Source organism: Mycolicibacterium nivoides (assembly GCF_003855255.1).
Classification (GTDB): domain Bacteria; phylum Actinomycetota; class Actinomycetes; order Mycobacteriales; family Mycobacteriaceae; genus Mycobacterium; species Mycobacterium nivoides.
The window spans coordinates 3254098-3265833 of sequence record NZ_CP034072.1; the positions used below are offsets into that span (position 1 = coordinate 3254098).

The window sequence follows — 11736 nt, forward strand, 5'->3', positions numbered from 1 at the left end:
CTCAACTATGGTTGAGGTGTATGGAGACGCACGAGTTAACTCCTGGCGAGATGTCGCTCCGCAGCGGCGTGGCGGTGTCGGCACTGCACTTCTACGAGCGCGAGGGCTTGATCGCCAGCCGCCGCACCTCGGGGAACCAACGCCGCTATGCCCGCGAGACGCTGCGCCGCGTGGCATTCATCCGGATGTCGCAGCGCCTGGGCATACCGCTGGCCCGCATCCGCGACGCGCTGTCCAGCCTGCCGGACGACCGGATCCCGACCAGCAAGGACTGGGCCAGGCTCTCGGCCGGCTGGCGCCAGGACCTCGACGACCGCATCCTGCACCTACAACGGTTGCGCGACAACCTGACCGGCTGCATCGGCTGCGGCTGCCTGAGCCTCAAGACCTGCCTGCTGACCAACCCCGGCGACGTCCTCGCCGAGCGCGGCCCGGGCGCCTCCCGCCTCTAACGCAATCGAACGTCTGTGCGATACACTCGCGCGCATGGAGCTGGCGTTGCAAGGCTCACTGTTCGAGCACGCTGAACGTCGTCGACTCGGCAACGACGCCTGGGTTGAACTGCGCTCGGGCTGGTTGCCCGATGCCGACTCGCTGTTCGAGGAGTTGATGGACGGGATCCCCTGGCGGTCCGAAGAACGCGAGATGTACGACCGCGTGGTGGCGGTGCCGCGGCTGGTCAGCTTTCACGACCTGATCAACGAACCGGTGCCACACCCCCGGCTCAAGCAGATCCGGCGCAGGCTCAACGACACCTTCGGCGGGGAACTCGGTGAACCGTTCACCACCGCGGGCCTGTGTCTGTACCGCGACGGCAACGACAGCGTGGCCTGGCACGGCGACACCGTCGGCCGCAGCCGCACCGAGGACACCATGGTCGCCATCGTCGGGCTGGGCGCGACAAGGGTTTTCGCACTGCGCCCGCGCGGCGGCGGTCATGCCCTGCGGCTACAGCACCGCCACGGCGACCTGTTGGTGATGGGCGGCTCGTGCCAGCGCACCTGGGAGCATTCGATTCCGAAGACCACCAGCCTGGTCGGGCCGCGCATCAGCATCCAGTTCCGCCCGCAAGACGTGCGCTGAGGGTCCGCGGACTACCCCCGGACGTTGGCCACCGCGGTGCTGAGCAGGTCGCGGGCCCGCTTGTCGTCCACCGGTGACACCGGCTTGCCCGGCTCCACCAGCGGGTTGGCGGTGACGATCACCAGGAACGTGTCGAAACTGGCGACGTAGTTGTACAACTCGCCGGTGCGCGGCTGGCCACCCACCACGGTCTGCACGATGCGGTGGGTTCCGGTCGTGCGGACCCCCTCGATCTGTGGGGCTTCGACCACGTCCACCTGTCCGCGCATACCGGGGCCCAGGAATTTCACCTGTTTGCACGCATCGCCCGGGTCGTTCAACTGGACCGGCTCAGAGGTCTCTACGGCCAGCACGATGAACCGGTTACCCGCCCCTTCGGCCGTGGTGGCGGCCATGTTGCCCTTCAGCCCCTCCGGCAACGACTGGCCTTCGGCGAACTTCGCGCAATCGGCAGGGTCGATCTTCACCCCGGGTGGCATCTTTTGCGGCGCCAGCATTTTCGGGTCGATCCCGGTCGGGGCGACATCGGACACCTTGAACTCCGGGCCGAAGCTGGAGCGCACCTTGGCGACGTTGGCGATGTCCGAGTGGGCGGAGTTCGACTGGTCAGATTGACCGCAGGCGACCAATCCGGTGGCGCAGGCGAGGACGCCGGCGGCGGCGAGTAAGACGTTGCGGTTCCACATCGCTGGTCAACTTACCTGGCAGTGCCGACTCAGCCGCGTAACGCCGAAACCGTTTTCACCAGCAGGTCGGAGGTGAACGCGCGGTCGAGCGCGGGATTGGGCGATCCGGGGTCGGTGATGACGGTGATGAACAGGTGGTAGCCACCCGTCTCGGAGTTGAGATCGGCGGTGAACGTGTCGGCGTGGGATCGCGTTTCGGTGCCGCCCTCGACGACGGTGGTGACGGCCGTCGCCATCCCGGCGGTCACCGCGCCCTCGACCACCGGAGCCTCGACCGGAGTGACAGTTCCGACCGAATGCCCGCCCGACACACTCCACTGTTCGCACGGCGCGTCGGGCCCGGATTCGGCGGTCGCACCCGTCACCTTCGCCACGGCGGCATAGACGATGCCGCCGGGCCCCGAGGCCGACCAGCCGCGGGCGGGATCGGTTTCAGGAGCCGCCGGCGCAGCGCATTCCGCGGGGTCGGCCGTCCAGTCCGGGCCGAAGCCCCACAGCGATACCGGGGTGGCTCGCGGGTCGATTCCCACCACCTCGTAACCGGGTGGCAGGTCCTGGCGCACCCGGTCGATGCGGGCCGGGCTCACCGTGACGACATTGCCGGTGGTCTGAGGCCCCGACGATGTCGGCGTAGGTTCCGGTGCCGGCCGCGGTCCACATGCTGCGGTGCACACCAGCAGGGCCGCCGCGACGGCGAAAACGCGCACGGCGTTTTGATACCACAGCCCGGGTTTGCTGTCGAGGACGGCCACAGCGCCGGTTGTCAACTTGATTTTCACCGCTGACAACACGACAAGTGTTGCGATACAGCGGAATTTAATCGCCGCAGGACTGGTTGGCACAAGTACGTCGAAGAACGATGAGGGGCAGAACAGGTGTACGGATTGACGGGAGCTGTGTTGGCAGGCGGTGCATTGTCGGCTCTCGCCCTGGGTTTCCCAGCGACGACCCTGGCCGCGCCATCGGGAGTCGGATCTGCGCAGGACACGGCAGACGAACTGGAACGTCAAGGCTACGACGTCGTGATCTACCGGGACGGGATGGCGGCACTGGACCGCTGCACCGTCACGTCGCTGCGCCCGGCTCGCACTCTCCACCAGACGGTGTACTTGTCGGCGAAGTGCTGACGGCACCCGACCCGAACGACCCGACATTTCACTGTGCAAAATGTTGTGCCGTAAGACTGCGGCTTCTGCCAGCCATTTCCCAGTAGAGCGTTTATCGTGCAAATCAGTTGCGCCTCACCGGGGCGTCCAACCGATTGGAGACCGATGACCAGCTCAATGAGGGCCGGCGGAATCGCCATCGCCGCCGTCGCGCTCGGGGTCATGCTGGCCGGCTGCGGCGGCAAGACGGTGACCGGCACGGCAACTGAGGCGACGGGGGCCAGCGGGAGCAGCGAAGCCAGCACCGAACCGACCAAGACCAAGGCCGACGACACCCATACCCCCACGGCCGGGCACCAGTACACGATCGTCGACTACATCCGCGACAACAACATCACCGAGACGGCGGTGCACCGCGGCGATCCGGGCACACCCAACCTGGACATGCCGATTCCCGAAGGCTGGACGGACGCGGGTTCGTCGGCGCCCGAATGGGCCTGGGGCGCAATCGTGTCCACCGATCCCGAGTTTGCCGCAGATCCGCCGTCGATCATCGCGCTGATGTCCAAACTGACCGGCGACGTGGACCCGGCCAAGATCCTGGAGTACGCCCCAAACGAGATCAGGAACCTGCCGGGCTATGAGAACCAGGGCGACGGTTCGGCGGACGAACTGAGCGGATTCGAGGCATATCAGATCGGCGGCACCTACGTGAAGGACGGCGCCACCCGGCTGATCGCCCAGAAGACCGTGGTGATCCCCGCTTCCGACGGGCTGTTCGTGTTGCAGTTCAACGCCGATGGCACCGAGGATCAGATGGGTCCGCTGATGGATGCGACGGCGGCGATCGACGAGCAGACGGTCATCACGCCGTAGGCGACTGCCTGGAGAAGGCCGATGCCGCGGCCACCTGCTCAGTCGTCGGCCGCACCCCCGTGTAGCGCTCGAATTGTTCCGCTGCCTGCAGCGCGATCACCTCGGCTCCGGTGATGACCGGCAGACCGGCCGCCCTGGCCGCGGTGATCAGCGGGGTTTCGGCGGGCATGGCCACGACGTCGACCACCGCGCGGGCCGACTCGATGGTGGCCGGTTCGAATGCGCTGCGGTGCTCGTCGGGTCCATCGGCCATCCCGATCGGGGTGACGTTGACCAGGATGGGTGCGGTCAACGTGCCGACATCTGGTGCGTAGTCGTAGCCGAGTATCCCGGCCAGTTCGCGCCCGGCCTCCGCATTGCGCGCGATGACGGTTCCGCTGCGGAACCCCTTGTCCCGCAGCGCCGCCCCGACCGCCTTGGCCATGCCGCCACTGCCGCGGATCAGCACGGCATCGCCCGGGTCCAACCGCTCGATGAGCTCCTGCACCGCCAGATAGTCGGTGTTGGAGGCGACCAACCGGCCGCCGGGCGCCGACAGGTCGTTGACGATGGTGTTGACCGCATCGATCGCCAGCGCCGAGGGTTCGATCTCGTCGACGAGAGCCATGACGTCCTTCTTGAATGGCATCGACACCGAACAGCCGCGGATACCCAGCGCCCGCACTCCACCGATCGCCGCGGCGATATCGGTTGTGGTGAAAGCCTTGTAGAGATAGTCGAGGCCGAGTTCGTCGTAGAGATAGTTGTGGAACCGGGTGCCGATGTTGCTGGGTCGGGCGGCCAGCGAGATGCACACCCGGGTGTCTTTACTTAACGGTGGCCTCCGGCCACCGGCGGTCAGCGGTGGCCGGCTCACTGGCTTACCGCCCGGATCACCTGACGGGTAACGTCTTTGATCTTCGCGGCCAACTCGGGTTCGATGCTCAGCGTGTCGACGGCGGGCACGGGGACGTCGGTGAGCACAATACCCAGATCCTCACGCTCCCACACTGCGCCAAGCCGGTCCAGGATGCGCCGCATGGCGTAGTTGTCGCTCAGTACCCGCGCCGTAAAGCGTTGGATACCAAGGTAGTCCGCCGACACCACCAGGGCGTCCATCAGGAACGTGCCGATACCGCGGCCCTGGTAGTCGTCACCGACGGTGAACGCCACCTCTGCTGTCGTCGCATCGTGCCCCTCGCGGACCACGCGCGCATCGGCGACGACCGGCCCGAGAGCTCCCTCGGTCATCACCCAGACGAAATGATCGGCGTAGTCGACCTCGAACAGGTACTCCAGCAGGGCTTTGGTCGGCTTGCGCACGGATTGGAAACGCCGGTAGAGGGTTTCGCTGGAGAACTCGACGGGCCCGTTGAGGGTCCGCTCCACGTCGCCGGGCAGCACCGGCCGCAGATAGAACCAGTCGCCGTTGCGCACCTGCACCGGGATGGGGGTGATGAACCCGGCCAGCCGCTGGCGGGCGATGCGCACCAGGCGGTCGAACATCCCCGGCAGGTGCAGGATGAACTCGAACGCCTCACGGTCACCGACCCAGCCCGTCACCGGTTCGAGGGCCGTCACCGTGGCGGTGCGCGACGCGTCGCGCAACAGCGCGATCTCACCGATGATCAGGCCCGGCTCCAGATCGGCGACCACGGCGTGGCCGTCAGGCCCGTCATGGACCACCCTGGTCCGCCCGGAGGCGATCAACATGAACGTCAGGGCCGGGTCACCCTGCCGGATCAGCACGTGCCCGGCCGGGACCGACAGCGGCCGCAGCAGGGCGGTCAACGGCGTCAGCACGGACGGCCGGCATCCGGCGAAGAATTCCAGCGCCGCCAGGTCGTCGGCACTGATCTCGGTCAGATCGGCCACAGACCCAGGCTACGGCGCCGCCGCGGGCTCGGTCAGGGCTTGGCGAATCCAGCCTTGGCGAGCGCCTTTTGGCCGGCCTCGCCCGTCACCAGGTCGACGAAGCGGTGCGCCAGCTCGGCGTGCTCGGAGTCCTTGAGCACCGCGATGGGATAGGTGTTGACGGCCTGGGCCGCTTCGGGGAACGCCACGGCCGTGACCTTGTCCCCGGCCCCGGCGGCGTCGGTGACGTAGACCAGGCCTGCGTCGGCCTGTCCGCTGGTCACCTTCCCCAGGACGTCGGTGACCGAGGTCTCCTCGCTCACCGGTGACAGATTGACGCCGGTGGCCTTCTCGACCTTTTCGGTGGCGCCGCCGCAGGGCACGGGCGGTGCGCACACCACGACGCTGGTGCCCGGCTTGGCCAGATCGGCGAAAGACTTGATGCCCTTGGGGTTTCCCGGTGCGACGGCGATGGTCAGGGTGTTGGTGGCGAAGTTGACCGCGCCGCCCTCGACGAGGCCCGCGGCCACCGCCTTGTCCATGTTCCGGGTGTCGGCCGAGGCGAACACGTCGGCGTCGGCGCCCTGGGTGAGCTGGGTGACCAGATCCGAGGATCCGGCGAACGAGAACTCCACCGCACTGCCCGGGTTGTCGGTCTTGAACTGTTCTCCGATCTCGGTGAACGCCGATTTCAGCGAGGCCGCCGCGAACACCGTGATCGAGCCGCCCTGGGCCGCACCCGAGGTTTCCGGTGCTTTCTCGGCCGAGGTGCAGCCGCCGATCAAGGCTGTGGCAGCGAACGCACTCAAGGCCAGGGCGCACATCCGGGATCGGGTCATGACTGTCCTTTCGGGGTTTCCACGATGACGGTCGTGGCCTTGACCACCGCAACCGCGATACTGCCGGGGGCCAGGCCGAGCTCACGTACCGACTGACTGCTCATCAGCGACACCACGGTGAACGGGCCGCACTGCATCTCCACCTGAGCCATCACCTCGTCGGCGATGACGTTGGTTACCAGCCCGGCGAACCGGTTGCGGGCCGAGCTGCCGATGCCGAGTGGGTCCTTTGGCGCCGCAGCGGCGTTGGCGCGCGCGAACGCCGCCAGCGCGGCCCCGTCGATCACCTTGCGCCCGGAGCCGTCGAGATGGGCCGGCAGCGATCCGTCGTCGATCCAGCGCCGCACGGTGTCGTCACTGACCCCGAGCAATTCGGCCGCCTCGCGGACCCGGATGTCTGGCACCGCGACAGCGTATCGACACCACCCCCGCTCAACAACCGCAAATGCAGGGATATCGCCCGATATCAACCGCACATGCGGGTCTTGACTGCCCCGCCCTTCGACCGCTAAGCAGATGCTCAGCATTTCGACGACGGAGGGAACCATATGGCGCCACCGCGGGTGCCGCGATCACCGCCCACCCCGACGTGGAGAAGGTGGCCTTCACCGGCTCGACCGAGGTTGGCAAGCAGATCATGCGGGACTCGGCGGACAACCTGAAGAAGGTGACCCTGGAGCTGGGCGGTAAGTCCCCGGTGCTGATCTACGAAGATGCCGACCTCGACATGGCAATCATGATGGCCTCGATGGGCATCTTCGTGCACTCAGGCCAGGGCTGCGTATGCGGATCACGAATCTTTGTGCAGCGCAGCGTCTATGAACGCGTCGTGCAGGGCATTGCGATGATCGGAGACAACCTGGTGCTGGGCGGCCCCAAGGACGAGGGCGCGATGACGGCGGATACAAGCAGTCGGGCATGGGCAAGGAGTTCGGCTACGAGGGCATCGACGCCTACCTGAAGACCAAGTCGATCTGGGCGCAGCTGTAGCCGAACAACCCTCGGTCACAACGAGAATTGGATGGCGGCGAGCTCGAGGGCCTTGCCCTCGAGCCGCTGGCCCAGATAGATCTCGGCCTGCATGAGCCTCTCGCAGTGCCATCGGATGTCCTCGGCATGCTCCCGGGAAGCCGTGTAGCGCACCGCCATGGTGCTCACGTCGATGCGGCGGGTGTCGCGCACCTTGAGGTCCTCGGACACCTTGAAGCCCTCCTCCTCGGCGGCCGAGATCGCCTCCAGCACCTGCCCCACGGCCAGCCGGATGTCCCGGCAGCCGTTCTCGGCTATTTCGGATGCCTCGCGCTGGATGTCCCCTTGCTTGCGCACCACGACCGCGTCGGCACTGACCTGTTCACCCGCCGCCTCACCGGCGGCACCCGACCACTCTGCCCCACCCGGTGCGTGCACATTTTGCCGATGCCACTCGAACAGTTCTTCCGACTCGGCAGCCAACTGGCGCCAGCGCGCGGCAGCGTCCGCGAGATACGTTGTGTCCCAGTCTTCTAACTGAGAACGGGTCAGTGCTCCACCAGGCTGACCCGCGTCGGGCAGATCATTCACATCAACTCCGCCAGGCCCCCGGCGTGTTGTTCGTCGACCGCGGCGTATTGCAGCGCGGCCGCGGACAGGTATCCCGCCTGCGCTCTGACGCGCCCCGCCTGGGAGGTTCGCGCGGTGATCACCGCGTCGTCCATCGCCGAGACACCGGTGCTACTCGGGTAGCCCCCGGCATCGGGACGGGCATGCGATACCCCCAATTCGGCAGCGATCATCTCGCTGCTAGTGGCCCCAGCCCGAAGCGCCCCCGGGTCCACTCTCAGATCGTTTGCCATAGCAATCCCCCAACTGGCCAATCTGCTCCCCGAGGCTAACCGAATCGGCTGGGTTGAGCCCAGGGGCTGAGCAAGTATGCCATTGCGAACTGGCGTCGACCAAGAGCGGGGCGGACTCCCGTTGTCCACCAACCGGCCATCAACCGGCCATCGTCAAGCCCCCACTGACACTGAGGACTTGGCCAGTAATGAAGCTGGCATCGTCGGAGGCGAAGAAGAGCACGGCCTTGGCGACCTCCTCCGGTTCCGCGAGCCGGCGGAACGGGATGGCCCTGATCAGGCCTTCGCGGACCTTGTCCGGAAGCGAATGGAACAGCGGCGTGTCTGTCGGTCCAGGGCAAACACAGTTGACGTTGATCTGATGACGGGCCATCTCGCGTGCGAGCGACTTGGTGAAGGCGATCAACCCGCCCTTGGTGCCGGCGTACACCGTCTCCCCCAGACTGCCCACTCGCCCTGCATCACTGGCAATGTTGACGATCTTTGCCAAACTTCCCTCGGCGAGGATGGTTTCGAGAAAGGCGTGGGTGAGCCGGACGGGTCCCAGAAAGTTCACCGCGACCAACGCCTGCCAGAGCGTGTCGTCGTTGGACATGAACGGCTCGACCCGGTCGAAGCCCGCGGCATTGACGATGACGGCGGGCGTTCCGTGCGCGGCCACGACTTCGTCGCGCAGTGTGCTCACCGCCTTCGGGTCGGCCAGGTCGACCACGTACGCGGTGACGTTCGCGCAATTCTGAACGGTTCGGGCGAGACCCCCTTCATCCCGGTCGACGGCCGCGACGGTGGCGCCGGCCTCGGCCAGCGCGGTCGCGACGGCGCGGCCGATCCCCGATGCCGCACCCGTGACCACGGCGACTTTGTTGTCGAATCGCATTGCCTGACCTCTCGATCTGCGGTGATGTGGACGCTGATGCAACTATCGGCCGCCCGGCATAGAAAATCAACCGAACGGTCGATAATTGACTTAGGTGGTCGAAAAACCGTAACTTCGGTTGAATAGGGCGCGCGCAGGCCGTGCATGCAGACAGGAGTGGACACCCACCATGGATTTCTCTGACTACCAACAGTTGGCGGTGACCCGCCGCGACAACGGCGTCCTGCTGATCACGCTGAACCGGCCGGAGAAGTACAACGCCGCCGATGAGGGCATGCACACCGAGTTGGCCAACATCTGGAAAGACGTGGCAGCCGACCCGCAGACCAGGGTCGCGGTGATCACCGGCGCGGGCAAGGCATTCAGTGCGGGGGGCGATCTGGCCATGGTCGAGCGGATGGCCGGCGACTACGACCGGGTGTCCCACATGCTCGGCGAGATGAGCGATCTGGTCTACAACATGATCAACTGCGACAAGCCGATCGTGTCCGCGATCAACGGCGTCGCTGTCGGGGCCGGCGCAGTCGCCGCCTTGCTCGCCGACGTCGCGATCATCGCCGAGGACGCCCGGATCGGCGACGGGCACGTCAAGCTCGGCGTGGCCGCCGGCGATCATGCCGCCATCATCTGGCCACTGCTGGCCGGCACGGCGAAGGCGAAGTACTACCTCATGACCGGCGAGATGATCGGCGGCATCGAGGCCGAGCGGATCGGCATGGTCGCCAAAGCCCTTCCGCGGGAGGAAGTTCTGGACGAAGCCCTGCGGATCGCGGACAACCTGGCCACCGGAGCCCAACAGGCGATCCGGCTGACCAAGCGTGCGCTCAACAACTGGTTGCGCAACGCCGGCCCAATCTTCGACCAGTCCGCGGCCTATGAGATGTTGACCTTCCTCGGACCGGACGTGGTGGAGGGTTACACCGCCCTGCGGGAGAAGCGCGCGCCGCACTTCCCGTCGGCGCAGGACGACTGAGCCGCGGCCCGCCAAGGGCTAATAGAACAGGCACAGGGCACGGTCGACGATCGCGGCACGCAGTTCCGCGCGGTCGTCGTCGTGCATCCCCGGACCGATCCAGACCGAGGACTGGTTCAGGACGCCGTGCAGGCACTGCAAAGCGACATTGACGTCGGGACAGGTGAATTCACCGCCGTCCACACCCTGCTCCACCACCCGGCGGAACACCGCGTCATGGCGACGCCGCATGTCCTTCATCGGCTCGTCGAAGACCTCCGGCCAGCCCCGCGGCCAGGAGAACACCGCGGCCACCTCGGGCGCGGTCTCGGTGAGGATGCGGATCTGCTCATCGATCAGGGCCGCCAGGTGCTCTCGAGCGCCAGCCTCTCCGATGGCATCCTCACGGGCCCCGAGCCGCTGCAGAACTTCCTCGGCCAGGGCCTCCAGCGCGGCGGCAACCAGGGCATCCTTGGACGAAAAGTAGTGGTAGAGAGTGGCCTTGGCGATGTCGGTCTGTTCGGCGACATCTTCCAGGCTCATCCCCTGGTAGCCGGATTCGGTGAGGATTCGGGTGGCCGTCTTGACGATCTCGGCCTTGCGCCGGTCACGACGGCGTGCCACGCGACTGGAGCCCGCGGGCTGATCCTCCACGGCCCCATCCTAATAGGCGCGGTCGATTATCCGACCGGGTGGACGAACCAGCCAGCTCCTACCGGGCTTCCCTGCCCGCCGCGTGAACCCGTCACCGCGGCAATTTCATGCCGTGGGCGCGCCGATCACCGAGAGCAACTGCAGCTTCTCGTAGCTCTCGCTACCCGGCACCGCGGTGTAGACCAAGAGCGAATGCGACTGCTCGGGATCCATCAGCACTTGGCAGTTGAGTTCGAGGATCCCGACCTCTGGGTGCTGGTAGCGCTTGATTTCTCGCGGCCTGATGCCGACCTCGTGCTCGTCCCACAAGAGCCTGAACTCCTCGTTTTCGGCGATGAGCAACTCCGCGAATCGAGCGGCTTTGGACCCTGGCCCTCGCAGTGTCAGCACTCCCCTTAGCCCGGAGACGAACATGCGCGAGTAGAAATCGTGATCATCGCGCGGGTAGATGTCGCGCACAGCCGGGTCTGTGAACCAGCGGTACCCGATGCTCCGCGACGGGCCGGTGTATCGGCACAGGTCACCGACGAGTGCGACGCCGAGCGGGGTCTGCCGCAAGGTCTCCCCCAACTCGGTGACGATCTCCGCCGGGGTGTCGGTGAGTCTGTCGAAGATTCGCAACATTCCAGGGCTGATGTGATCGCTGCTCGACCCGCGCACCGGCGGTTGGTGTCCGGCGAGGCGGAAGAGGTGATCGCGCTCGTCGAGAGACAAATGCAGCCCTTGTGCGATCGAGGCAATCATCTGCTCGGAGGGCTGAGGACCGCGTTCTCGTTCCAGGCGCGAGTAGTAGTCGGTCGACATGTGGCACAACGCGGCGACTTCCTCGCGCCGAAGCCCACTGGTGCGACGGCGTTGACCACGCGGGAGCCCGACGTCCTCCGGCTGCAACGCCCCTCGACGACGGACGAGGAATTCGGCCAGTCCGGCTCGATCGATCATGCATGCCATTTTCTCCCGGGCCCGATCACTCAGCCACGGATCGTCAGGCCGTGGAT

The 11736-nt window shown here is 66.4% G+C and carries 16 protein-coding genes and 1 pseudogene; 6 read left to right on the plus strand and 11 right to left on the minus strand.

Translation table 11 applies throughout. The features are described 5' to 3' along the window. Positions 1-20 precede the first annotated feature (20 nt). Positions 21-452, plus strand: coding sequence for a redox-sensitive transcriptional activator SoxR (soxR, locus tag EH231_RS15565; RefSeq protein WP_090427453.1), 432 nt, complete (start codon positions 21-23; stop codon positions 450-452). Between the two features lie 34 nt (positions 453-486). Then, a complete protein-coding gene (locus EH231_RS15570) occupies positions 487-1083 on the plus strand; it encodes an alpha-ketoglutarate-dependent dioxygenase AlkB (protein ID WP_124712724.1) in 597 nt (198 codons plus the stop codon). Positions 1084-1094: 11 nt separating this feature from the next. On the opposite strand, the gene EH231_RS15575 is transcribed toward EH231_RS15570, so the two are convergent. Further along, a complete protein-coding gene (locus EH231_RS15575) occupies positions 1095-1769 on the minus strand; it encodes a DUF5642 family protein (protein ID WP_124712725.1) in 675 nt (224 codons plus the stop codon). A 29-nt stretch (positions 1770-1798) separates the two neighbouring features. Continuing rightward, positions 1799-2476, minus strand: coding sequence for a DUF5642 family protein (locus EH231_RS15580; RefSeq protein WP_124712726.1), 678 nt, complete (start codon positions 2474-2476; stop codon positions 1799-1801). A 168-nt stretch (positions 2477-2644) separates the two neighbouring features. Here EH231_RS15580 and EH231_RS15585 point away from each other — a divergent pair, with 168 nt between their 5' ends. Continuing rightward, positions 2645-2896: a hypothetical protein gene (locus tag EH231_RS15585; protein WP_241178009.1), complete on the plus strand. Its 252-nt coding sequence runs from the start codon at positions 2645-2647 to the stop codon at positions 2894-2896. 144 nt (positions 2897-3040) lie between these two features. Beyond that, positions 3041-3751: an envelope biogenesis lipoprotein LpqN gene (lpqN, locus tag EH231_RS15590; protein WP_124712727.1), complete on the plus strand. Its 711-nt coding sequence runs from the start codon at positions 3041-3043 to the stop codon at positions 3749-3751. On the opposite strand, the gene EH231_RS15595 is transcribed toward lpqN, so the two are convergent. From EH231_RS15595 to EH231_RS15610, 4 genes are read right to left on the minus strand one after another with little or no spacing between them, the layout of a single operon-like run. Beyond that, entirely contained in the window at positions 3741-4547 is an 807-nt protein-coding gene (locus EH231_RS15595) for a shikimate 5-dehydrogenase (protein ID WP_338134368.1), read from the minus strand. The genes lpqN and EH231_RS15595 overlap by 11 nt on opposite strands. A gap of 56 nt (positions 4548-4603) precedes the next feature. After that, positions 4604-5605 (minus strand): acetyltransferase Pat, encoded by a 1002-nt coding sequence (locus EH231_RS15600; RefSeq protein ID WP_090427442.1) that lies wholly within the window; start codon positions 5603-5605, stop codon positions 4604-4606. A gap of 32 nt (positions 5606-5637) precedes the next feature. Continuing rightward, positions 5638-6423, minus strand: coding sequence for a molybdate ABC transporter substrate-binding protein (gene modA, locus EH231_RS15605; protein ID WP_124712728.1), 786 nt, complete (start codon positions 6421-6423; stop codon positions 5638-5640). Next, positions 6420-6827 carry a TOBE domain-containing protein gene (locus tag EH231_RS15610; RefSeq protein WP_044520079.1) on the minus strand — a complete coding sequence of 136 codons (408 nt, stop codon included), beginning with the start codon at positions 6825-6827 and terminating at the stop codon, positions 6420-6422. Before EH231_RS15610 ends, modA begins: the two co-directional genes overlap by 4 nt. A 143-nt stretch (positions 6828-6970) precedes the next feature. Between EH231_RS15610 and EH231_RS15615 the strand changes: the two are divergent. Next, a pseudogene (locus EH231_RS15615) lies at positions 6971-7339 on the plus strand (aldehyde dehydrogenase family protein); the annotation flags it as partial. Between the two features lie 89 nt (positions 7340-7428). On the opposite strand, the gene EH231_RS15620 reads toward EH231_RS15615, so the two are convergent. From EH231_RS15620 to EH231_RS15630, 3 genes are all read right to left on the minus strand, one after another. Then, on the minus strand, positions 7429-7983 hold the full coding sequence (locus tag EH231_RS15620; RefSeq protein ID WP_090427435.1) for a hypothetical protein: 555 nt from the start codon (positions 7981-7983) through the stop codon (positions 7429-7431). After that, a complete protein-coding gene (locus EH231_RS15625) occupies positions 7980-8195 on the minus strand; it encodes a hypothetical protein (protein WP_234927257.1) in 216 nt (71 codons plus the stop codon). The genes EH231_RS15620 and EH231_RS15625 overlap by 4 nt, the downstream gene beginning before the upstream one ends. 199 nt (positions 8196-8394) lie before the next feature. Then, positions 8395-9132, minus strand: coding sequence for an SDR family NAD(P)-dependent oxidoreductase (locus tag EH231_RS15630; RefSeq protein WP_124712729.1), 738 nt, complete (start codon positions 9130-9132; stop codon positions 8395-8397). 169 nt (positions 9133-9301) lie between these two features. Here EH231_RS15630 and EH231_RS15635 point away from each other — a divergent pair, with 169 nt between their 5' ends. Further along, entirely contained in the window at positions 9302-10105 is an 804-nt protein-coding gene (locus tag EH231_RS15635) for an enoyl-CoA hydratase/isomerase family protein (RefSeq protein ID WP_090427425.1), read from the plus strand. 18 nt (positions 10106-10123) lie between these two features. On the opposite strand, the gene EH231_RS15640 is transcribed toward EH231_RS15635, so the two are convergent. Then, positions 10124-10738 (minus strand): TetR/AcrR family transcriptional regulator, encoded by a 615-nt coding sequence (locus tag EH231_RS15640; RefSeq protein ID WP_090427422.1) that lies wholly within the window; start codon positions 10736-10738, stop codon positions 10124-10126. Between the two features lie 105 nt (positions 10739-10843). Beyond that, positions 10844-11680 carry a helix-turn-helix transcriptional regulator gene (locus EH231_RS15645; protein ID WP_124712730.1) on the minus strand — a complete coding sequence of 279 codons (837 nt, stop codon included), beginning with the start codon at positions 11678-11680 and terminating at the stop codon, positions 10844-10846. Between the last annotated feature and the right edge of the window lie 56 nt (positions 11681-11736).